Raw genomic sequence first — 22,036 nt, 5'->3', positions numbered from 1 at the left:
AATCATCTCGCCATGCGGCCGGCAGGCCGAGACCACCTCGGGTGCGGCGTCCCAGTTCGTGAGAACACCGCGCTCGAGGCAGTGGTTGGGCGGCAAGTCGGCATGCCGCTGCGGGGTCACTTGACGTGCGGTTCTTCGTCGGTATCACTGACGATCGGACGGTCGTTGTCGAGGTGCCAGGCACCCATGCCGCCGTTGACGCTGATGGCATCGAAGCCGTTCTTGTTCAGCCATTCGGTCGCCGTGCGCGAGCGCCCGCCGGAGCGGCAGATGACGTAGACGTCCTCGTCCATCGGCACCTCGCCGTAGCGCACCGGCAGGTCGGAGAGCCGGATGTGCTGAGCGCCGTCGATATGACCGGCGGCGAACTCATCGTCTTCGCGGACATCGAGGATGTTGGCACCCTCGGGGATCTCAGTGATGCTGCAGCTTGGAATACTCATGCCGGTCATTCTAATCGCCGCACCCACAAGCCGACAGGGGGCGAATCGCGCAGCGGCCGGGACGAGCACAGTGCCCGTCCCGGCCGCTCACGCGATCCGGTGGCTGCGGCGAGGACTCACCGCAGCCGGGTGATCAGCCGTTGTACACCGCCGGCGAGGATGCCGCTGCGGCGATGACGATGATGATCCAGACGATCGACGACAGCACACCGAGCACGATGAGGATGATCGAGATGATCATCGTGATCTTCCGGTGCTCCTCGTAGCCTTCGAGCGGACGGCCTTCGGAGTCGGTGCGCTTGCCGAAGATCGTGAGGAAGACGTCGATGATCGACCAGATGCCCAGGCCGCCGGCGGTCAGGAGTTTGGCCACACCGGTGCCGATCTTGCCGAGGTAGAAGTGGTCGATGCCCCAGCTGCCGAGGAACTGGGCGAAGACCCACGTGAGGATGTAGGACTTCTGCGGGGTGCCGCCGTAGCCGGCGCCGGGCTGCGGGCTGCCATAGGTCTGGGCGCCGTAACCGGAGCTGGGGCCCTGGCCGGGCTGCTGAGCGACCGGGCCGCCGGGCTGCGATCCGTAACCGGGCTGTCCGCCGGGCTGGGAGCCGTAGCCGGCCTGCGGCTGTGCGCTGGGCTGAGAGCCGTAGTCGGGCTGGGCGGAGTGGGAGCCGCCGGGCTGGCTGCCGGCAGGCTGGCCGTACGGCTGCGGTGAGCCGCCGGGCTGGGATGGGGTATCGGTCATGGATGGTCCTCCTGTTGGTGCGCTGGGGACACGGCCCCCATGGTGCGGTGGGGTTGCCGCGCTGAAACCAGGATGTGGCGGAGTGCTGACCCCGCTGGAGGGCACCTGCACGCCGACGATCGGCGGCGGCGGGCGATGCCCGTCGCGCATCGGCTGATCGTGCTGACTCATGGTCCCTCCCTGCGAAATCGGCGGGGTTGAGCCGGGCGGCTCATTGTCGCTTCGATCGTAACCGAGCCGTGAGCCGATTCCACGCCGTTGCCCGGCTGTGTGTCGAGACTGGCACAACCGCTCCCGAGGCGCCGGTCACCGCTCCCGAGGCACCGGTCGCCTCACATGCGGCCGGTGTCGCGCAGACTTCGGTGCCAGCTCAGCGCCTCATCGAGCAGGTGCGGGGTGTGGCGGGCGCCCTCGGAGGCGGCCCAGGCGCGGTCGAGGTAGTCGTGCAGGCGCTCGCGGTAGTCCGGGTGGGCGCAGTTGTCGATGATCCTCTTCGCACGCCGGCGCGGGGCGGCCCCGCGCAGATCGGCGATGCCGTTCTCGGTGATGACGACGTGGACGTCGTGCTCGGTGTGATCGACATGCGAGGCCATCGGCACAATCGACGAGATCGCCCCGTCCTTGGCGGTCGAGGGTGAGACGAAGAAGTTGAGGAAGGCGTTGCGGGCGAAGTCGCCGGAGCCGCCGATGCCGTTGATCATCTTCGCGCCGAGCACATGGGTGGAGTTGACGTTGCCGTAGATGTCGGCTTCGACCATCCCGTTGATCGCGATGACCCCAAGCCGGCGGATGATCTCCGGATGGTTCGACATCTCCTGGGTGCGCAGCAGGATCTTGCCCTTGTACGACTCAGCGTTGGCGTTGAACTTCTCAGCTACCTCGCGCGAGAGGCTGAATGCGGTCGCCGAAACCGAATCCATCTTCCCGGTGTCGATGAGTTTGAGCAGGTTGTCCTGCATCACCTCGGTGTAGGAGTGGAGATGCTCGAACTCGGAGTCGGCCAGGCCTTCAAGCACGGCGTTGGCGACGTTGCCGACACCGGACTGGAGCGGCAGCAGATTCTTCGGCATCCGCCCAGCCTTGACCTCGTGGCGCAGGAAGTCGATGAGGTACCCGGCCATTGCCTCGGACTTCGCATCGACCGGGGCGAAGGTGTTGTCGCGGTCCGGAGCATTGGTCTCGACGACGGCGACGACCTTGTCCGGGTCGACGCGCAGGTACGGATCGCCGATGCGCTGGGTGGGCTCCAGGATCTGGATCGGGTTGCGGTGCGGGGGCAGCTTGGTGCCGTAGTAGACGTCGTGGAAGCCTTCGAAGGCCCGCGGGTGCCAGGAGTTGACTTCGATGATGACCTTGTCGGCCAGGTCGAGCCAGGTCTTGTCATTTCCGACCGAAGAGGACGGCACGAGCAGCCCGTTGGGCAGCGCCGCCGCGACCTCGACAACGGCGACATCGAGGTTGCCGTAGAAGCCGAACCACACCTGCTGGGCCAGGTGGCTCAAGTGGGTGTCGACGTATTCGACCTCTCCGGAATTGATGCCTGCGCGCATGTCCGGGTCCGTGTTGAACGGCGCCCGCAGATGCACGCCCTTGGACTCGGCGAGCACTCCGTCGAGCTCATGTGCGGTCGAGGCGCCGGTGAGCAACCCGATGCTGAACTCGTCGCCGGCGGCGTGCGCTTTCGCGATCTGCTCGGCGAGTGCACCGGGGACGGCTTTGGGATAGCCGGAGCCGGTGAAGCCGCTCATGGCGACGTTGTCGCCGTTGCTGATGTGGGTCGCGGCCTCGTCAGCGCTCGTCACCCGCTGGGCCAGAATGGGGCATGTGATACGGGACATGTACCCATTATCTACCCGCCAGCAGATGCGTTTCACTCAGGTCAGCCTGAATGTCCTAACGCAGGGAAAGCGGCCCGGGCGTCCGTCTGGGCCGACGCTCCGCAGGCCCGCGGGCGGCCGGTTCAGTCGGCGGGCTGGGCGATGAAGTCGAGCTCCTCGGCAACCGCCAGCGGCTGGTCCATGAGCCGGTCGAGCTCGGTGTCATCGGGGGAGTGGCCGAGCAGCCGCAGGCAGTACTGCAGATACGTCCGCTCCAGTTCGGCCACGCTGATCGGCCCGTCCTCGCGGTACCACAGGGCGATCGAATTGCAGATCGAGAGCACCGCCCGGCCGGCCAGCTCGGCGTCTTCGACATCGAACGCCCCGGCCGTCACGCCGGCGGCGATCCGGTCGTTGAGCACTGCACGGGAGGCGCGCTGCTGTTCGTGGATGACCTCGAACTTCTCCGCATCCAGGCGTTCGGTATCGCGGACGACGACCCGGGAGATGAGCTGGTTGTGCGCCCGGTAGCGCACGAGCAGCCGGATGACAGCCGCAGTCTGGTCGATCGGATCGTCCCCGGCGTCGGCGATGACGCGGGTGGCGGTTTCGATGTAGCCGGCAAACGCCGAGCGGATGAGCTCGAAGAGGGCATCCTGCTTCGAGGGGAAGTAGTAGTACAGTGCCGACAGGCTCAGGTCCGCCTCTTGGGCGATGTCGCGGATCGAGGCGCCGTCGAAGCCCTTCTTGGCAAAGGTGTTGCGGGCGGCGGTGAGGATGACGGACCTGCCGTTGGACGATCGCATGCTGGCTCCTGACGTGTCTCGATTCGCGGGGGCCAGGCGGCGCAGGCGGCAGCCGGGGCGGCGCACCTCGTCGTGACCCGCTTTCAGTCTAGCGGGCATTCTATCGAGCAATCGCTCAATTTCTTCATCCGTGCCCGAGGCGGTGGCCGGCCGCCGTGCCCGAGGCGCCGGTCGCCGGCGGGTGCCTGCGTGCGGGTGGTCCTCTTGACAGCGGCCGCCCGGCCTCCATATTTTGAATTTAGACGAACGTTTGTTCACAAGGAGGTTTAGGGTGGTCGACAAGGAGCAGCAGCCGGAGCACAGCTCAGTCCCGGCAGGCATCGACGCCGAGCGGGTCGGTGCATGGATCGCCGAGCACCACGGTGCCGACCCCGGCAGGCTCAGCTATGAGGTCATGTCGGTCGGCCGGTCGAACCTCACCTACACGGTCCGGTACGACGGTGAGCCCCGCTGGGTGCTGCGCCGCCCGCCGCTGGGCCACGCGGGCGGCAGCGCCCACAACGTCGCCCGCGAAGGCCGCATTATGGCGGCGCTGAAGGACACCGACGTGCCGGTCGTCAACGTCCTCGACATCGTCGACGATGAGAACGTCCTCGAAGTCCCCTTCGTCTTCATGGACCACTGCGCCGGCTTCCCCCTCAACACCCCCGACGACCTCGGTCGCATCCTTGCTGACCAGCGCCGGCAGACCGCCTTCAACCTCGTCGACTCACTCGCGGCCATCCACCGCGTCGACATCGATGCCGTCGGCTTGGGCGACTTGCGCCGGCCCGGCGGCTTCGTCGAACGCCAGCTGCGCCGCTGGCTGGGCCAGTATGAGGCGATCACCACTCGCGACCTGCCGGCCATCCGCGAGGTCCACGCCGAACTCGTCGCCCGCATGCCCGATGACTCCCAGGCTGCCGTCGGCCTCGTCCACGGCGACTTCAAGCCCAACAACGCGATCTTCACTCCTGCCGGTGAGATCGCTGCGGTCGTCGACTGGGAGCTCTCGGCCATTGGTGAAGTCGTCACCGACCTCGGCTACCTGGTGGCGATGCTGTACTCGGACCCGAACCTCACCCACATCTGGGTCCCGAGCGTCGCCGAGGGCTTCCCGGAGAAGTCCGCGCTCATCGCCCGCTACGAGGAAACCGCCGGCCGGGAAGCCGCCCACGTCGACTACTACGCCGGGTTCGCGCTGTGGAAGCTCGCCTGCATCTCCGAAGGCGTCTACACCCGCATCCTCAAGGGCCAGATGGGCGACACCGGATTCGATCCCGAGCAGGCCGGGCAGGGTGTCGAGGAGCTCGCCCTCGCCGGCCTCGACCTCATCACCGGCAGCCGATGAGCAGCTTCCTCGGCCGCACGCTTGGTGCCGCACTGCTGACCCGCGGCACCGACTGCCTCGACGTGTTCCTCATCCGCCACGGCCAGCAGACCCGGCCCGGACCCGACGCCCCGGAAGCCGCCTCCTACGACCCGCCGCTGTCGGCCACCGGCCGTGCCCAGGCAGAGGCCGCCGCGGACGCCCTGGCCGCCCGCCCGATCACGGCGGTCTACGCCTCCCAGCTCGCCCGCGCCCATGACACGGCGGCGGCGATCGCAGCCCGCCACCGCCTCGGCGTCGGCACCGACGAGCGGCTGGCCGAGGTGGGGATCTTCCAGCAGGTGCCCGCCCACCTCAGCTTCGAACAGGCCGTCGGAGCCCAGGCCGCGGCCGAGGCGGCGGAGACGATGGTGCGCACCCGCAAGTGGGATGCCCTGCCGCTGGGCGAAGGCTCGCAGGCCTTCCGCACCCGCGTGCACACCGCGATCTGGGAGCTGGCGCGCCAGCACCTGCCCGAACCGGGCACTGCGGCACAGGCCCGCGCGGCGGCTGAGCAGAACGGTGAACCGGTCCCGCCCCCGCAGGCGATCGCCATCGCCTGCCACGGCGGGGTCATCAATGCCTTCCTCGCTGAGGAATACGGACTCGAAGCCGACTTCCTCTTCCGTCCCGCCCATGCCGGGATCACCCGGGTGCGCTTCGCCGCCGACCGGGCGGTCATGCTCACCGGAAACGAACTCGGCCACCTCGAAGACCGCGACCTGCTGACCTTCTGATCACCACCGCCTCGGGCGCGGTAAGGATCATCGCTGGGACCGGGCCGGGACCGGTTCGGGGCCTGGCCGGGACCGCCGCACAGGGCTCTGGCAGACGGTCGGTATAGTGCTCAGCGTGCCCCGTGAGTGAAAGGAATCACACCGCAATGGAACTCAACAACGCCGTCGCCCTCGTCACCGGAGGTGTCTCCGGTCTCGGCCGTGCGACCGCCGAACGCCTGCTGAATGCTGGTGCCACCGTCGTCCTGCTCGACCTCAACGCCGAAGCCGGTGAAGCCGCCGCCGCCGAGCTCGGCGACAAGGCCCACTTCGTCGCAGCCGACGTCACCAGCGAAGACGACGTCCAGAAGGCCGTCGACCTGGCCACCTCGCTGGGCAACCTGCGGGTCGTCGTCAACTGCGCCGGCGTCGCCACCCCCGGCAAGCTCGTGAGCAAGCGTGGCCCGCTGGGCCTCGACGACTTCGCCAAGGTCATCAACATCAACCTCGTCGGCACCGTCAACGTCTGCCGGCTCGCCGCTGCCGCCATGCAGCAGCAGGAGGCCGACGGTGAGGAGCGCGGTGTCATCATCAACACCGCCTCGGTCGCGGCCTTCGACGGCCAGATCGGCCAGATCGCCTACTCCGCCTCCAAGGGCGGCGTGCACGCCGTGACCCTGCCGATGGCCCGTGAGCTGGCCAGCTCGCTCATCCGCGTCGTCACGATCGCCCCGGGCATCTTCATGACCCCGATGATGGCCGGTCTGCCGCAGGCCGCCCAGGACTCGCTGGCCGCTTCGATCCCGCACCCGGCCCGCCTCGGCCAGCCGGCCGAGTACGCCCAGCTCGTCGAGTCGATCGTGGCCAATCCGATGCTCAACGGCGAGACCATCCGCCTCGACGGCGCCATCCGCATGGCACCGAAATGATCCGCACCACCTGACGCGGAGACGTCCCCGCGGGGACGTGACAGCCCGCAGCACAGGCGCCGGTCGACCACACGGTCGGCCGGCGCCTGACGCGTACGCGGGCAGTCCGCATGCGCACAAGGGCACTTGCGCCCATGACAGAGGCGACCGAGACCCGGAAGGGCTATCTATTGGCAGGCCCGCACGATAGGGTGTTCACAGGGAACACTCAGCTCTCCTGGTGGGCTGGATCGTGGTGGGCCGGGGTTCCCGGCACCCGGGCCGAGAGCGTATCGCGCCGGCGGCGACGCACACGACCAGGAGGACCCTGATGGAGTACACCCCCTACACCCTGCTTGTGGACATCGGCCTCATCTCAGCGCTGCTGCTCATCGGCAAGCTCATCCGCGCCTACACCCGTCCGGTGCAGAGCCTCCTCATCCCGTCATCGATCACCGCCGGCATCCTCGGCCTCATCTTCGGCCCTGCCGTGCTCGGCTGGCTGCCCTTCAGCGACCAGCTCGGCACCTATTCGACGATCCTCATCGCAGTGGTCTTCGGTGCGATGCCCTACAGCATGGAGTTCTCCGGCCGCGTGCTCAAAGGCGCTCGGGCCATGTGGTCCTTCTCCACGGGGATGTACGTCCTGCAGTGGGGTGCTGCGGTGCTCTTCGGGCTCATCGTCCTGTCCTTCCTCTTCGACACTCCCGACTGGTTCGGCCTCATGCTGCCTGTCGGCTGGGTCGGAGGCTTCGGCACCGCTGCCGCGATCGGCGGCAGCCTGGAGGACAGCGGCCAGGAAGCAGCGATGACGCTCGGCTTCACCTCGGCGACGATCGGCACACTCGTGGCGATCATCGGCGGCATCATCATGGCCAAGTGGGGTGCCAAGACCGGTCGGACCGCGCAGATCGGCGACACCTCTGAACTGCCCGAGGAGCTGCGCACCGGCCTCATCTCGATCATCGGCCAGCGCCCGGCCATCGGACACGCGACCTCCTCGCCGTCCTCACTCGAACCGCTCGCTCTGCACGTCGCCGTCGTCGGCATGACGACCATCGGCGCCTACGGCCTGCAGCAGGGCGTGGCTGCGCTGTTCCCCGAGGTGAGCATCCCGCTGTTCGCGCTCGCCTTCGTCGTCGGCATGGCCGGCCGCGGGATCCTGGAGATCACCAACGGCAAGAAGTACGTCGACCAGGACACCGTCTCAGCCGTCTCCGGTTCGGCAACCGACTTCCTCGTCGCCTTCGGTGTCGCCTCGATCGTCCCGGCGATCGTCGCCGACTACGCGATCCCGCTCATCATCCTCATGGTCTTCGGATTCGTGTACTGCTTCATCATCTTCCGCTTCGTCAGCCCGGCGATGTTCGGTGAGCAGTGGATCGAGCGCGGCATCTTCGGCTGGGGCTGGTCGACCGCCTCGGTCGCCACCGCGATCGCGCTGCTCAAGATCGTCGACCCGAAGATGAAGTCGAAGACGCTCGAGGAGTTCGGCGTCGCCTACGTCGGCTACTCGCCGTTCGAGATCGGCATGACGATCGCCGCCCCGCTGCTCATCATCGCCGGGTTCACCTGGCCCTACGCGATCGTCGTCACCCTCGGCGGCATCGCCGTGTTCGTCCTGGCCTTCATCCTCGGCTGGACGAAGAACGGCGATGAGGACGACGAGGGTGAGGAGGCCGAGGCCGAGGAATCGGCAGGCGGCTCGCACGCCAGCGGGCTGCCGGACAAACCCACCGGCTGACTTTCCGGCAGGCCATAAGTCATAAAGCTGGAAAAGCTATTCATGGTCAGATGCCCACTGACCATGAATAGCTTTTCTAACTTTCGAGTCGGACGGACTGGAGGCATGCCGGACCGCCGAGTCGCGCCGAGGCGATCATGACTGGCGCTGCAGGTCGGCGCGCTCCTGGCGGCGCAGCACGACACCGCGGATGCTGCCCATCGCGATGAGGGTCACCGTCAGCAGCACGGCACCGAGGGCGAAGTGCGGGGAGGCATCGGCCTGGGCGAGGGCGAGCTGGAAGACGATGATCGACAGCAGTGAGGCGCAGAAGGCCGGGATCGTCCAGTTCGCTGATAAGCGCGCGGCGATCGAGATGAGCACCACCGCACCGGCTGGGGCGGCGAGCACTGAGACCATCCACACACACAGGATCACCAGCCCGGCCACGAGTGCTGAGGGCGGGCCGACATAGGAGTCCTCACGCTCCATCGGGTCGTGCTGGATGGCCGCCGGCAGCATCGCAAGAGCGAGCGTGCCGAGGGTGACGTCGACGATGAGGTGCACGCTCGGGATGCCCGGCTGGATCGCCCGGCCGAGCGCGGCACCGGAATTCAGCTGCAGCCAGTGGTAGGCCGCGCACATGATGACCCCGGAGACTGCCGCCAGCCAGAACAGCACCATCGTGCGCGTCCGCGAGCGCAGCGGCTGGGGCGCCCGGACAGCAGGGCGGGGGCCGGTGGCCACCGGGTGGCGGGGCGAGTGCGCAGAACGGCTACTATTCATATGAGGAACTCTACGAGCCCGACCCGAGAACTCGCCGTGCCACGCCTCGGTGCCGGCTGTCCGTGTCTGTGCCGAGTGACCATCTGCCAGGAGGGAGAGGCGACGGGCCGCATGCGCAAGATCCATCAGCCTCCCTACTACGATCCTGCCAAAGCGCCGGTGTTCCGCTACTTCCGGATGGCCGAGACCTATCCGCACATCCGCTGGTGGCGTCCGCTGCTCGTCGGGGTGCTGACGATGGTGTACTTCCTGCTCTTCTCCAGCCTCATCATCACCCCGGTGATGCTGCTCTCAGACCACTTCGCCCCGAACCTTTTCGACCCGATCCGCCGGGAGGGCGTCCCGCTCATCGCCAGCCCGGTCACGCTGTTCTTCACCGTGCTCGTCACCATCGCCCTCATTCCCGCCTGCCTGCTGGCGATGAACGTCTCCGGCCGGCCGCTGGGCACCCTGTACTCAGTCGAGGGCCGGTTCCGGTGGCGGCTGTTCGGGCGCAGCACCATGCTCGCCGTGCTCATCACGGTGCCGATCACCTCCCTGCTCATGATCTTCGACCCGGTCGCCCACGATCACTTCCGGTGGCCGGATCACAACGGCTTCATCCTCATCGTCATCACCCTGCTGCTCGTGCCGATGCAGGCCGCCGGCGAGGAGTTCGTCTTCCGCGGCATCCTCGGGCAGATGATCGGCTCGTGGCTGGCACATCCGGTATGGCCGATCCTGCTGCCGCTGCCGCTGCTCATCCTCGGGCAGAACTACGGGCTTGTCAGCCAGGTCGACATCGCGATCTTCGCCCTCGGGGCCGGGTTCGTCACCTGGGCGACCGGCGGGCTGGAGGCCGCGATCGCCCTGCACATCGTCGGCAACGTCGTCTTCTACGGCCTGGCCGCCTTCAACCTGCTGCTGCCCAACAGCCTCGACGGCGGGTCGATGGTCCAGCTGCTCGTCTCCACCCTCATCGTCGTCATCTACTCCACCCTCGTCGTCACCCACCACGACGCCGTCAAATACCCCAACCACGCCCGCGCCCAGCCCGGCGCGCTCGTCGGCCGGGTCATCAGTCCCGGCGGCATGTGACATGACCGGCCGGCCGTTCCCGAGGTGGGGGAGACCGAGTAGGGAAAACCCGCCTCACGTGGATGGTTGGCTCCATGTCCGGCATGCTCGCAGCGAAAATACAGTGAAGCTATGAACACCACACCCAGCCCAGACGGGGCCCGCGAGGACGTCACACGTCCGACCATCCCCCTGCCGCAGGGCACACCGAGCACACCCCCGGAACCCGCCACCCCCGACCCGACCGCCGTCATCCCGACCGGCGACGAGAACGACCAGAACCACCAGGCCGACGCAGCCGCCCAGGTCGACCGCGCTGATGAGACCGAGGCGGCCACCGCCTCGGGCACGGACACCGCAGCAGGCACAGGCGGCACTCCGCCTGCACCTCCGGCACCGGTTCCGGGCGCGGCAGAGACCCCGGCCCCGCAGCCGTCGGCTGCTGAGCTGACTGAGCGGAAGTGGCGCAAGGGCTACCCCGGCTTCTTCGGCATCGCCAACGTCATCGTCTCCGGCGTGCTCGCCGTCGTGTGGCTGTGGCTGCCGGTCGTCGTGCTCATCGCCGGCCTCAGCGGCCTGTTCGCACTCGGGCTCGGGCTGCTCGCCCTGTTCGTGTGGTTCGTGCTGCAGCGCGGGATCAACCGGGTTGAGCGCTTCCGCGCCGAGGCGGTCTACGGCGACGGCATCGCCTCAGCCCCGACACCGGAATCGGCCTATGCGCCTGGCTTCAGCCGCTTCATGCACAACCAGTGGCTGGTGTTCAAGTCCCCCAGCTTCTGGCGCTCGACCGCCCACCACTACATCAAAATCATCTACGGCGGTTTCGTCTGCCTGCTCGCAGGCGTCGGCCTGACCTTCGCCGGACTGCTCGCGGCCGCCGCGCTCAACCCCGAGTTCCTCCCCGGACAGCTGGGCGACTTCTCCCGCCTCGGCAGCGGCCTCATCGCCCTGGCCGCCTTCGTCTCCACCGTCCTCATCCTGCTGCTGAGCCCGTACCCGGACCGCGCCCTCGACCGCGCCCTGCTGCCTGCGACCCGCACCGAGGCGCTGCGCGCTGAGGTCAAGACCCTCGACCGCGCCCGTGCCGGTGCCGTCGACGCTGCGACGAGTGAGCGGCTGCGCATCGAACGCGACCTCCACGACGGAGTGCAGCCGATGCTCGTGGCGACCTCGATGAAACTCGGGATGGCCAAGGCCAAGATGGACACCGACCCCGAGGCGGCCAAGGCGCTGCTGACCGAAGCCCACGCCGAGTCGAAGGCGGCGATCACCGAGCTGCGCCAGCTCGCCCGCGGCATCCACCCGGCTGTGCTCAGCGACCGCGGCCTCGACGCCGCCGTCTCGGCCCTGGCCGCCCGCTGTGCCGTTCCAGTCCGCGTCACCGTCGATCTCCTCGACCACTCCGCCGCTCAGCTCGCCGGTGTCACCGGCTCGGTGCCGCTAACGAAGGTGAGCAGCGAAGCCGAGGCCGTGGCCTACTTCGTCGTCACCGAGGCACTGACGAACGTGAGTAAGCACTCCCTGGCCACCGAGGCCCACGTCAGGATCTATGTGCGCGACGGCCGGCTGCACATCAGCGTCAGCGACAACGGCCGCGGCGGCGCACGCGTCGACCCAGTGGTCGGCTCGGGGCTGGCCGGGTTGGCTGACCGTGTGACCGCAGCCCGCGGCACATGGGCCCTGACCAGCCCGGTCGGTGGCCCGACAACTCTCGTTGTGGAGGTGCCATGCGCATAATCATCGCCGAAGACGCCGTGCTGCTGCGGGAGGGCCTCGTCAGGCTGCTGACCGACGCCGGACACGAGATCGTGGCAGCCGTCGGGGACGCCAACGAGTTCCTCGCTGCGATCAACACCGCCGCCCAGTCGCCTGACGGGCCACCGGATCTGGCGATCGTCGACGTGCGGATGCCGCCGACCTTCACCGACGAGGGCATCCGGGCCGCGGTGCTCGTGCGCTCGCAGAACCCCGAGGTCGGCGTCATCGTCCTCTCCCAGTACGTCGAGGAGCGCTACGCCCGCGACCTCATCGCCGACAACTCCGGCGGCTTCGGTTACCTGCTCAAGGACCGCGTGGCCGATGTCGAGGACTTCCTCGCAGCCGTCACCGAAGTCGCCGGCGGAGGCACCGTGCTCGACCCCGAGGTCGTCAGCCAGATCCTCGTGCGCACCCGCAAGCAGGACGGCCTGTCCGACCTCACCGCCCGGGAGCGCGAGGTCCTCCAGCTCATGGCCGAGGGCAAGTCGAACTCCGCGATCGCCGGCAGCCTCTACCTCAGCGCTGGTGCTGTCGAGAAGCACATCAGCTCGATCTTCACGAAATTCGGCCTCATGGCCGACACATCAGAGAACCGCCGGGTGCTTGCCGTGCTGCGGTTCCTCGGGGCCTAGGAGGTACCCGCCATGTCATTCCCGCAGAACCCACACCAGAACCCCAACCAGCCGAACCCCCAGCCGTCCTACCAGTCGGCAGGCTCCCAGCAGCCAGGCCAGCCCGGCAGCCAGCAGGTGCGCTCGAACCCGGAGACCGCCTTCCGGCCCGAGCGCGTGACCTCCGGTACCCGCACCGGGATCCGCGCCGTCATCGCGATCGTCGCAGCTCTGGCCGTGCTGCTGCCGCTGTCATTCGGCGGAACGATGTTCGCCCAGGCCCTGCAGACCCGTCACTACGAGACAAGCGAATCGTTCACCCCAGGTGCCGCCGGCCTGCTCGTCGACGTGCCCACCGGCGTCGTCGACATCAGCACCACCACAGCCACCGCGGCACAGGTGAACGTGGAATACAACGGCACCAAGCACCAGCCCGACCTCACAATCGAAGAAGACGCCGACGGCCGCACCGTCATCTCCGTTTCCCGAGTGGCCGGACGCACCTTCGGACCTGCCGGCGACCTGCGTGTCGACGTGCAGGTGCCTGAGGAGATGGCGGAGAAGATACAGCTTGAAGCCCGTTCACAGGTCTCGGCGGTCTACATCGCCGGGCAGTTCGACCAGGTGCGCGCTTTCAGCGATCTCGGTGCGATCGACACGGAGGGGCTCACCACCCGCGAGCTGACGATCGAGACGAATACCGGAGCCGTCGAGCTCAGCGGCCGCCACGAGATCGTCAACGTCACCGCCGATCGCGGCACCATCAGCGGCGAAGCCCTCACCGTCACCGACCAGCTCACCGCCCTCACCGATGCCGGCACCATCGACATCGGGCTCAGCACGGAGGCGGTGCCGGCCAGCGGCATCGATCTGGCCACCAGCTTCGGGTCAGTCGATCTGCGAGTGCCGCGCCTGTCCGACGTCCCTGGTGCTGATGCCGACGGCTACCTGGTCAACACCGCAGGCAACGGCACGGCCGATGTCAACATCGACACCATCCGCGACGGCCACGGCAAGACCGTCGTGCCGATCAGCATCCGTAGCACCAGCGGTGCCATCGCAGTCGACTACGTCAGTGGGAACACCTCCGGTGAGCTCAGCGACCAGGACGCCGACGACCAGGATCCAGACGACACAGACGGTGACGACCCGGACGCCACCGGCAACGGTTCCTGACCGGCAGCACCCCTGTCCGTCACCGCCTGAGACGCGGCCGTGCAGACAACAGCGGCGGCGCCTGCAGAAGCCAGTAAGATGACTTCAGACAGGCGCCGCCGTGGCGTTGGGAGGAGGACACGATGCAGGTCAACACTGAGACGCTCAAGCCGGCGATCAACCGGCTCAAGCGGGCCAACGGTCAGCTCGCGGCCGTCATCCGGATGGTCGAAGAGGGCAGCGAATGCCAGGACGTCATCAACCAGCTGGCCGCTGTCTCCTCAGCCGTCGACCGCGCCGGATTCGCGATCATCGCCGACACGCTCCACCACTGCATCGCTGAAGGCGGAGCCGATGTCGACGTGCGCGAACTGGAGAAGATGTTCCTCTCCCTGGCCTGAATACGGTCGCGCTCAGCTCCTGCGGCTACTGAAGAGGCGGGCGAAGAATCCGCCGCCGCTCTTGGCGCTCGCGGCCTCCTTCTCAGCCTGGGTGTGCTTGCCGTTGCACCACTGCCCGGACGGCACCTGGGCCTTGACCTGGGAGATGTGCTGGCCGCAGCCGGCCCACGTCGTCTTCTCGCACACTTTGCAGCGCACTGGTCGGCACATGGTGTGCCTCCTTCCTGTGCTGCCGCTGAGGCAGCCTCGGGGTCTCGTACATGGAAAAATACCCTAGGGGGCATAAAACATGTCAAGCGGCGCATACCCGTTAGCCGGAAGCGTTCGATCACGTGGGTGTCGTCTAGACATGTGTGTCCAGTGCTGAGGGCTTGGACTGACGTGGATCTTCCCTAGGGGCGTGATTCGTCCCGGCGTGAACTTTTCAGCCGGCCGATTCCGGGCAAGAAGCGGCCCACGCGTGCCGCGTAGCGCGCGTAGATGTCTCCGTAGGTGCGGAGTAGATACGGTTCTTCGACGCGTCTGACCTGGAGCTCGACGGCGGCGAGCAGGACCAGCGGGGCGGCCGCGGACACCGGGGTGGGGGCCAGCAGCACCATTCCGGCGAGGGCGGCCAGCATCGCGGTGAAGACCGGGTTGCGGACGAAGGCGAAGGCTCCGCTGGTGACGAGTTCCGTGCGTTCGGTGGCGTCGACCCCGATCCGCCAGGAAGTACCCATGCCGGACTGGGCAGCCAGCACGCCGAGCAAGCCGGCGACGGTGACGACCAGCCCGACCCAATGTGTACCGGCGGGCAGCGCCCACGGCGGTGTGACGCCGGTCAAGGCGAAAAGCGGCCCGGCGGTGCCGAGCACCAGGGCTGCGGCGAAGAGGATCCCACCCCACCACTCGGCCGATCCGGGAGCCCCAGTCAGGCCCCGGAACCCGGAGGATCCGGTGCGCAGGCGATGCAGCCAGGTGCGCACACAGAAAGCGGTGATCGGCCCGGCCAGATAGAGGCCGAGAGCGAGGGCGGCGGCTGTGCTGGTGGTCATACTGGGCCTGTCTGGGAAAGTGGGCCGGCGCGAGAGGCAGGGGTCACGGTCGATACAAACCGCCCCTCGAAACATCGTCAGTTAATGCTATCATCGCTATATGGCGAGTGATGGTGTTGCTGAAACCGTTTGGTCCGAAGACCGCAGCGCTTATGCAGCGCTGTTCCATGCGCTGGCCGAGCCGACGCGCCTGGCGCTGCTGGAGCATTTGGCCAGCGGCGAGCACCGAGTGCGGGACCTGGTCCACCACATGCATCTGGCGCAGTCGACAGTCAGCAAGCATTTGGCCTGTCTGCGTGATTGCGGACTGGTCACCATGCGTGCTGAGGGCCGGTCCTCGTGGTTCTCGCTGGCCGATCCGGCCCGACTGGAGGATCTGGTCGAGAGCGCGGATGAGCTGCTGAGGGCGTCCGGGGTGTCGCTTTCATTGCGTGACCACGACCATCACGAGTCGATCGTTGAGGAGGATGAGGGGTATGGCGGAAACTGACCGGGGTGGGCACGTGCACAGTCATGTCCCGGAGCGGGCTGATCGGGGGACCCGTCGTCGGCTGTTGATCGCGTTCTGCATCATCGCCGTCATTGTGGTGGCGCAAGCGGTGGGCAGCGTGATCACCGGCAGCCTGGCTCTGCTGACGGATACCGCTCATGCGCTGGCTGATGCGGCCGGGCTGTTGGTGGCGGTCATCGCGGCGACGATGATGCTGCGTCCACCGAGCAGTGAGCGGACGTGGGGTTTCGCCCGGATCGAGGTCATCGCCGCGCTCGGGCAGGCTGTGCTGCTGCTCGTGGTCGGCACCTATGCCGCCGTCGAGGGTATACGCAGACTGTTCGAACCTGCCGAGGTGCCCGGCACGGAGCTGCTGGTGTTCGGTGTGATCGGCCTGGTCGCCAATATCGCCGCGATCGCTGTGCTGGCATCCAACCGCGAGGCGAACTTCAATATGCGTGCGGCGTTTCTCGAAGTGCTCAACGATGCCCTGGGGTCGCTGGGCGTGATCATTGCGGCGATCGTGATCGAGACCACCGGGTTCCAGCGCGCCGACACCATCGCCGGGCTGTTCATCGCGGCTTTGATCGTCCCCCGCGCGTTCCGGCTGCTGCGCGAGACGGTGCGGGTGCTGATGGAGTTCACGCCCAAGGGAGTCGATCTCGAAGAGGTCCGCGCCCACATCTTGGAGCTCGAACACGTCCGCGATGTGCACGATCTGCACGCCTCGATGATCGGCACCGGCCTGCCGGTCATCTCCGCGCACGTCGTCGTTGACGACGACTGCTTCGAATCCGGTCACGCCCCGCAGATCCTGGAGGCGATCCTCGCCTGCGTCAAGGAACACTTCCCCGTCGCCTTCGACCACGCCACGATCCAAGTGGAAACGGCTGCCCTGCGAGACCGGGAACTGCCCGCAGTCCAACACGCCTGACGAGCCCGGTGTTCGGCGCGCTTTCAGCCCGGCGAACACGACTGCCAGGTTCGACGCCGCCTGTCCGGGGTTAGGCCCGCAGCACAGCAGTGGCTCATGGTGAGGCGTCCTGTTGCCAGATGTGGTCAGGATCGCCCGGGGATGGGACCGGCCGCTGCTCCCATGGGGGATGGGGCAGCGGCCGGTCGGCTTTTTCAGTTGAAGGAGATGTGGACGTGATCCATGTGGTTGGCGGTGGCCGAGCCGCGGTCCTCCATGGGCCGTCCCTCCCAACCGGTGTAGGGGGCGTAGAGCTTCTGCTCGAAGATCACGTACTTCACTCCAAGCTCGGATGCGTGCTTGATCCCGAAGTCCGTGATCCGGTCTCCCGTCGAGCCGGAGATCATGATGTCGAGGGCCTGTCCGGTGTGGTGGTCAGATCCGGGATCGTTGCGCGGTCCGCCGAAGGTCTTCACCTCGGGGAACTCGGCGCAGACCGCCCGGTAGCCCTTCTTGGCGTTCGCGGTGAGCTGGGATTCGATTCCGCTGGACACCGAGCAGGGCTCGTCGGAGAGGCCCGAGGATTCGCGGCTGTCGGAGCGCGAGGACTTCGAACCTCGGTCCGAGGACCCTCCGTCGGAGGTCTCCGACGAGCCCTCCTTCGAAGACTCAGGGGCCGGCAGTGCGGCCTTCACCTCTGACTTCTGGTTGTACTTCGGGTCGTCCTCGAGGGACTTCCGGTACTCCTCGGCGGCCGCCTGCCGCTCCTTCTCAAGTTCTTCAGCATCCTGCGTGGGAACGTCTGGGGTGCCGGGCTCAGCGCTGGCGGTGGCCGCCTGGTCCTCGGCCTTGACGACGCCGGCGGTGTCTGCGGGTGCGAAGGCGAACGAGGAGGCCACGATCGCGGTCGTGGCGGCTGCCGGCAGTGCGATGGCGGCGACCACCGGGCGGCGCCTGGCTGATTTGAGTACCCCGGTGGCGGTACTCGGCTCCTGACCATGGCGGCCGGCGCGCTTGCGGCCGCCCGCGGCGACGTCCCGGATGAGGGAGCGCGCATGCGCGCTCCAGGACGGCTGCGGATCCGAGTGCTTAACCATTACGACTAACCCTTAATGCAGATGTGACCGTTTCGTTATCTGTGAGTGTACTGACGCACGAAGAGATGACAAAACGGTAACGACCCGGATAAGGGTGAGAAGTGTTACACGGTGTTGCGCTGGGGACAGCCCGCCCCCGCGGCGGGTTGTCTCAGAGGGGGGAGGTGAGAGCGGGGAAGAACCGGATGAAGACGGAGGCCGCGACGGCGAGGTAGGTGAGGGCGACGAGCGTTCCCGCCCAGTCCGCGGTGAAGCGGACCAGCCCGGCCGGTGCGGGGATGGCTCCGTGGACGAGATTGCGGATCGTCAGGAGGAGGACGAGCGGGATCATCGCGGCCCACACGATCATGCAGTACAGGCACAGCAGGTAGAGGTCGAACAGGGCCTGGGACCACAGCCAGATGACGAAGACGCTGCCGAGGCTGACCCCGATCTGCAGACCGATCCAGTACCAGCGCGCCAGCTGCGCCCCGGCCAGGAGGGCCATTCCGGTGGTGATCACGACGGCGAAGGCGACGATCCCGATGAGGGGATTGGGAAACCCGAACAGTTCGGATTGCCAGCTGCCCATGACCTTCCCGCAGGAGACCCACGGATTGATGTCGCAGCTGGTGACGTGGGCCGGGTTCTCGTACAGGGCCAGCCGTTCGGACACGAGGATCGCCGAGGCGACCCAGCCGATGACCCCGGTGGCCAGCAGCACGACGGCGAACGGGACGTGTCGGGCGAACACGGGCACAGCGAGCTCAGGCGATGGGCGGACGGCGGCGGGTGATTCTGCCATGTGATCAGTCGGCTGCCGCAGCAGCCACCGCGGCTTCGAACTCTTCGAGGCTGTCGGGGGTGAGGAGCTGCCCGTCGAGGAAGAAGGTCGGTGTGCCGCTGACGTTCAGGGCGATGCCGTCGGCCTGATCGAGCTCGACTCGTTCCCGGGTGGCCGGGTCTGCGACTGCCTGGTCGTAGGCGTCCATGTCCAGGCCCAGGTCGTCGGCGAAGGAGCGGAAGACGGCGCTCTTGTCGTCGGCGGATTCGCCCCATTCGGGTTGGGTCTCGAACATCTGCTGGTACATCGGCTCGTAGGCGCCCTGCTGGGCGGCGGCCTCCACGGCCACGGCCGCGTTCATCGCGTTGCGGTGTCCGGGCAGCGGGAAGTAGCGGTGGACGAAGGTCACGGAGTCGGCGTACTCGACCCGCAGCTCCTCGACGAGGGGATAAGCTGCCCGGCAGCCCTCGCATTCGAAGTCGAGGAACTCCACCAGTACCGCCTTCTCGTTCGGCGCCTGCGACAGCACACGGCTGTTCTCGCGGACGAGCTGCCCGGTCTCTGCCGTCCCTGCCGGCGTGGCGGACTCGGCGGTCGTGTCGGGAGCGTTGCCGCGCACGATGACGACCACGACGATGGCGGCGATCACGGCGGCAGCCATCAGGATCCAGACAAGGGACTTGCTCTTCACGAGAACGCTTCGGTTGGCGGGGTTCATGGATGATCCGTTTCCTATCCGGTCAGTGGAAGGCGGTGGAGGAGGGTTGAGGGGCACCCGCGGTGCCAGTGGGCCTCGGGCGTGGTCGGTGCAGGAGGAGCGTGGTGAGCAGAACCGCGAGCGGGGTCACTCCGGCCAGCAGCACGGCGGTGCCCGCACGCTGCTGGTCGGCGGTGATGGGCGGCCCCCAGGTGCGGGCGAGGTTGCCGAACCAGTCCACCTCGAGGACGGGGGTGACACCGGACGCGAGCACGGTCGCCCAGAGCAGGAGCGCCCCGGCCAGCCCGGCCACGGCAACGGTGCGCCGGGACAGTGTTCGTGCCGCGGTTCGGGGGCGGGTCACCGTGGTCATGAACCAGAACCCGATGAGCAGGAAGTACAGGTTGGCCATCTGGTGGGCGATCCAGAAATCCAGGGCCAGGCGCAGCAGCGGGGTGTAGTAGAGCAGACCGAGCGAGACGGCCACCACCGCACCGCTGAGCAGCGGGTTCCGCAGCGCTGGGCCGGCGGCTGAGCCGGCGGCGTGCAGCCATTCCCGGGGTCCTCGGCTGCCGTCGGTGCGCCGGTCCACGGTCAGGGCCAGCAGGTCCAGCGGAGCCCCGAGGGCCAACAGCAGCGGGATGACCACGGTGATGGCCAACAGCATGACGGTGTGCACGCTGATGAGCACCATGCCGTAGATCGTCGGGGCCGCGCAGGTCACATAGACGAGGACGAGCAGTCCGGTCAGCCAGGTGGCGGTGTGCTGCCACGGCCACCGATGCCCGACAGCGCGTGCCTTGCGCACGCCGAGGAGATACACGGCGGCTGCGGTGAGGGCGAAGGCCACCCAGAGCCAGTCCCACCGCCACTCGGTGAACCACCGGGACCAGGTCAGGTCCGGCGGCAACAGGTAGCCGGTGAGGATTTCGGCCGGGGTGATCGCCGGTTCCGGTTCCCGGGGGACCGGCGGAGCGGTCCGGCCGAGGGCCCCGGTGACCCCGATGACTCCGGCCATGATGAGCACTTCGGCGATGACCAGCCGCCAGGCCGTCTGCCCGCCGGGCTTGCGCCCGACCTGGGCGATGGCCCAGCTGCGATAGGCCAGCCCGATGGCGCCGAGCAGCAGGGTTGCGGCGAGCTTGATGAGGATCAGCTGACCGTACCGGCTCAGCAGCCCCTCCCACCCGCCGAGGCGGAGCACGGAGTTGAGCACGCCGGAGGCCAGGACGAGGAAGAACGCCACACCGGCCAGCGCCGAGAAGCGGGAGAGCACCGATTTCGCCAGGTGGGCACCGTGGTTGGAGGCGAGGATCGGAGCGGTGACGGCCAGGGCCGCCACACCGCCGACCCACACCAGCACGCCGAGCCAGTGCACGGCCAGCGCACCGACGCCGGCGAAGTGGTCGTCGCTGCCGGCGGCGTGCCCGATCAGCGAGATCGGGACGATGGTGGCCAGGGCGAGCAGGGCCGTGCCGGCCAGGCCGGTGGTGGAGCGGACGAGGAAGGTCAGGTTGCACACGAGGAAGGCAATCAGGGTGATCGCACCCCACGCCTGCCCGACGAGCAGATCGGTGAGGAAGTAGGCCAGCTGGCTGGCGAACTCGGCACTGTCCGACACCGGCTGGCCGGCGAGATTGGCATAGGTCAGCACCAGCACGACCACCGCAGCTCCCAGCCACACGAGGGACACGACGGCGGCGACCGCCCGCACGCGGGCGAATGCCGGGTGCGGGCGCGAAGGCCCTGGTGCCGACTCGTCATCTCCGGGGGGCAGGATCGTTGCCGCGAAGATCAGGCAGCCAGCAACCACGGCCAGCGCCAGGTGGTGCACGGTCAGCGCGATCGGCAGCGCCCAGCGCACGAACGCGCCGGGATCCAACGCTTCGCGTTCTGCCGCCGCCCCGGAGAACGCCGCGCTTGCCACGACAGCGGCGACCGCGACCGCAAAGGCGGCCACGAGCCAGGCCGCGGAGCGCCGGCGCCCGGCCGGAGCTTCGGTTGGGGCGCTACCCATCGGATGGCATTCGGAGTCCGGGGGCACCGGTCATGCCTCGTCGCTTTCCAACCGCCGGCGGCGGGCCACTACGGCGACGACGACAAGCCCCAGCGCGATGACGAGGAGGGCCAGGACGATCACGAAACTGAGCGGCACTCCCGTGTCGGCTTCGTCGGCGGCCGCCTGCTGAGTCTCCGCCTGCGGCTGCTCCGGCGCGGCGGGCTCGGCCACGGGCTGCGCCGGCTGGGAAGACCCGGCCCCTGCCTGTTCCGGGTTGGGGGAGGAGGAAGCACCGGCACCGTCGGTCGCGGTGAAGGAGAACGAGCCGTCGATCGGATGGGAATCCGAGGACACGACCCGCCAGGTCACCGTGTACTCACCGGCGGGCGCCTCGGGATTGACCGGCTGGACGGCCATGTTGCCATCGATCTCGACGCCTCCCTCGGCCCAGTTCGTCCCCGCCGCGTCCTTGATCAGGATCTCCGACCCCATCGACAGAGGAGCGTTGGAGAAGGAGACCTCAATCGCCTCGGGGACGGCATCCAGGCTCTGCCCGTCTTCGGGATTCGTCCCGGTCACGACGTCATGCGCCGACGCCGGAGCGACCGGCAGCAGGACGACCGCCACCAGCACTGCCAGAACGCTCACGAGGCGGCTGACCGGCCGCACTGCAACGCTGCGAATCAATTTCTACCTCCTGTAGAGAACGGGGTCAGGGTACCAGCCCGCGCCTGTGACTGTGGGGGAGCAATGTGGATCGCCCCGAGTTCGGT

23 protein-coding genes are annotated in these 22,036 nt (G+C 67.8%); 11 read left to right on the top strand and 12 right to left on the bottom strand.

From position 1 onward, the window contains the following. Positions 1 to 116: 116 nt before the first annotated feature. The 4 genes from B4E96_RS09025 to B4E96_RS09010 all read right to left on the bottom strand — a co-directional run bounded on the left by B4E96_RS09025 (position 117) and on the right by B4E96_RS09010 (position 3,808). Complete coding sequence (locus tag B4E96_RS09025; protein ID WP_243743442.1) at positions 117 to 443, bottom strand: rhodanese-like domain-containing protein; 327 nt, start codon at positions 441 to 443, stop codon at positions 117 to 119. Between the two features lie 133 nt (positions 444 to 576). Then, positions 577 to 1,185 carry a TM2 domain-containing protein gene (locus B4E96_RS09020; RefSeq protein WP_102160802.1) on the bottom strand — a complete coding sequence of 203 codons (609 nt, stop codon included), beginning with the start codon at positions 1,183 to 1,185 and terminating at the stop codon, positions 577 to 579. A gap of 332 nt (positions 1,186 to 1,517) precedes the next feature. Beyond that, entirely contained in the window at positions 1,518 to 3,023 is a 1,506-nt protein-coding gene (locus B4E96_RS09015; RefSeq protein WP_259794068.1) for an acetyl-CoA hydrolase/transferase family protein, read from the bottom strand. Between the two features lie 122 nt (positions 3,024 to 3,145). Further along, positions 3,146 to 3,808, bottom strand: coding sequence for a TetR family transcriptional regulator (locus tag B4E96_RS09010; RefSeq protein WP_286957259.1), 663 nt, complete (start codon positions 3,806 to 3,808; stop codon positions 3,146 to 3,148). Positions 3,809 to 4,079: 271 nt separating this feature from the next. Here B4E96_RS09010 and B4E96_RS09005 point away from each other — a divergent pair, with 271 nt between their 5' ends. The 4 genes from B4E96_RS09005 (at position 4,080) to B4E96_RS08990 (ending at position 8,524) form a co-directional block, all read left to right on the top strand. Then, a complete protein-coding gene (locus tag B4E96_RS09005; protein WP_286957258.1) occupies positions 4,080 to 5,138 on the top strand; it encodes a phosphotransferase family protein in 1,059 nt (352 codons plus the stop codon). Further along, complete coding sequence (locus tag B4E96_RS09000; RefSeq protein WP_286957257.1) at positions 5,135 to 5,893, top strand: histidine phosphatase family protein; 759 nt, start codon at positions 5,135 to 5,137, stop codon at positions 5,891 to 5,893. Before B4E96_RS09005 ends, B4E96_RS09000 begins: the two co-directional genes overlap by 4 nt. 146 nt (positions 5,894 to 6,039) lie before the next feature. Then, complete coding sequence (locus tag B4E96_RS08995; protein ID WP_102160812.1) at positions 6,040 to 6,801, top strand: SDR family NAD(P)-dependent oxidoreductase; 762 nt, start codon at positions 6,040 to 6,042, stop codon at positions 6,799 to 6,801. A gap of 310 nt (positions 6,802 to 7,111) precedes the next feature. Next, positions 7,112 to 8,524 carry a sodium/glutamate symporter gene (locus tag B4E96_RS08990; RefSeq protein ID WP_259876374.1) on the top strand — a complete coding sequence of 471 codons (1,413 nt, stop codon included), beginning with the start codon at positions 7,112 to 7,114 and terminating at the stop codon, positions 8,522 to 8,524. Between the two features lie 135 nt (positions 8,525 to 8,659). Here the strand turns inward: B4E96_RS08990 and B4E96_RS08985 are convergent, their stop codons facing one another. Continuing rightward, on the bottom strand, positions 8,660 to 9,289 hold the full coding sequence (locus B4E96_RS08985; RefSeq protein ID WP_286957252.1) for a hypothetical protein: 630 nt from the start codon (positions 9,287 to 9,289) through the stop codon (positions 8,660 to 8,662). 111 nt (positions 9,290 to 9,400) lie between these two features. On the opposite strand from B4E96_RS08985, the gene B4E96_RS08980 reads away from it, so the two are divergent. From B4E96_RS08980 to B4E96_RS08960, 5 genes are all read left to right on the top strand, one after another. After that, entirely contained in the window at positions 9,401 to 10,366 is a 966-nt protein-coding gene (locus tag B4E96_RS08980) for a type II CAAX prenyl endopeptidase Rce1 family protein (protein WP_259876389.1), read from the top strand. 111 nt (positions 10,367 to 10,477) lie between these two features. After that, positions 10,478 to 12,082, top strand: coding sequence for a sensor histidine kinase (locus B4E96_RS08975; RefSeq protein WP_286957244.1), 1,605 nt, complete (start codon positions 10,478 to 10,480; stop codon positions 12,080 to 12,082). Then, the gene (locus B4E96_RS08970) at positions 12,073 to 12,735 is read left to right on the top strand and encodes a response regulator transcription factor (protein ID WP_170274845.1); all 663 of its coding nucleotides are present in this window, start codon (positions 12,073 to 12,075) and stop codon (positions 12,733 to 12,735) included. Before B4E96_RS08975 ends, B4E96_RS08970 begins: the two co-directional genes overlap by 10 nt. Before the next feature lie 12 nt (positions 12,736 to 12,747). Then, entirely contained in the window at positions 12,748 to 13,890 is a 1,143-nt protein-coding gene (locus B4E96_RS08965; RefSeq protein ID WP_286957242.1) for a DUF4097 family beta strand repeat-containing protein, read from the top strand. A 122-nt stretch (positions 13,891 to 14,012) separates the two neighbouring features. Beyond that, positions 14,013 to 14,270, top strand: coding sequence for a metal-sensitive transcriptional regulator (locus B4E96_RS08960; protein ID WP_165884382.1), 258 nt, complete (start codon positions 14,013 to 14,015; stop codon positions 14,268 to 14,270). Positions 14,271 to 14,282: 12 nt separating this feature from the next. Here B4E96_RS08960 and B4E96_RS08955 read toward each other — a convergent pair whose 3' ends face one another. Then, the gene (locus B4E96_RS08955) at positions 14,283 to 14,480 is read right to left on the bottom strand and encodes a hypothetical protein (RefSeq protein ID WP_170274843.1); all 198 of its coding nucleotides are present in this window, start codon (positions 14,478 to 14,480) and stop codon (positions 14,283 to 14,285) included. Between the two features lie 182 nt (positions 14,481 to 14,662). Further along, on the bottom strand, positions 14,663 to 15,304 hold the full coding sequence (locus tag B4E96_RS08950; RefSeq protein WP_217006730.1) for a methyltransferase family protein: 642 nt from the start codon (positions 15,302 to 15,304) through the stop codon (positions 14,663 to 14,665). A 100-nt stretch (positions 15,305 to 15,404) separates the two neighbouring features. Between B4E96_RS08950 and B4E96_RS08945 the strand changes: the two genes are divergently transcribed. Further along, positions 15,405 to 15,794 (top strand): ArsR/SmtB family transcription factor, encoded by a 390-nt coding sequence (locus B4E96_RS08945; protein ID WP_286957240.1) that lies wholly within the window; start codon positions 15,405 to 15,407, stop codon positions 15,792 to 15,794. After that, positions 15,781 to 16,728 (top strand): cation diffusion facilitator family transporter, encoded by a 948-nt coding sequence (locus B4E96_RS08940; protein WP_254221135.1) that lies wholly within the window; start codon positions 15,781 to 15,783, stop codon positions 16,726 to 16,728. The genes B4E96_RS08945 and B4E96_RS08940 overlap by 14 nt, the downstream gene beginning before the upstream one ends. A 194-nt stretch (positions 16,729 to 16,922) precedes the next feature. On the opposite strand, the gene B4E96_RS08935 is transcribed toward B4E96_RS08940, so the two are convergent. From B4E96_RS08935 to B4E96_RS08915, 5 genes are all read right to left on the bottom strand, one after another. Then, positions 16,923 to 17,804, bottom strand: coding sequence for a ligand-binding protein SH3 (locus tag B4E96_RS08935; protein ID WP_217006728.1), 882 nt, complete (start codon positions 17,802 to 17,804; stop codon positions 16,923 to 16,925). A gap of 151 nt (positions 17,805 to 17,955) precedes the next feature. Next, complete coding sequence (locus B4E96_RS08930) at positions 17,956 to 18,588, bottom strand: vitamin K epoxide reductase family protein (protein WP_217006727.1); 633 nt, start codon at positions 18,586 to 18,588, stop codon at positions 17,956 to 17,958. A 4-nt stretch (positions 18,589 to 18,592) separates the two neighbouring features. Further along, positions 18,593 to 19,285, bottom strand: a complete 693-nt coding sequence (locus tag B4E96_RS08925) for a DsbA family protein (protein ID WP_217006726.1) — start codon at positions 19,283 to 19,285, stop codon at positions 18,593 to 18,595. 22 nt (positions 19,286 to 19,307) lie between these two features. Beyond that, a complete protein-coding gene (locus B4E96_RS08920) occupies positions 19,308 to 21,281 on the bottom strand; it encodes a cytochrome c oxidase assembly protein (protein ID WP_286957236.1) in 1,974 nt (657 codons plus the stop codon). A 30-nt stretch (positions 21,282 to 21,311) separates the two neighbouring features. After that, entirely contained in the window at positions 21,312 to 21,950 is a 639-nt protein-coding gene (locus tag B4E96_RS08915) for a copper resistance CopC family protein (RefSeq protein ID WP_286957234.1), read from the bottom strand. Between the last annotated feature and the right edge of the window lie 86 nt (positions 21,951 to 22,036).

It is taken from the genome of Brevibacterium sp. UBA7493, from assembly GCF_002479565.1.
Classification (GTDB): Bacteria; Actinomycetota; Actinomycetes; order Actinomycetales; family Brevibacteriaceae; genus Brevibacterium; species Brevibacterium luteolum.
Note: the sequence above shows the minus strand (reverse complement) of the source record. Positions and strands in the feature narration are given on the sequence as shown.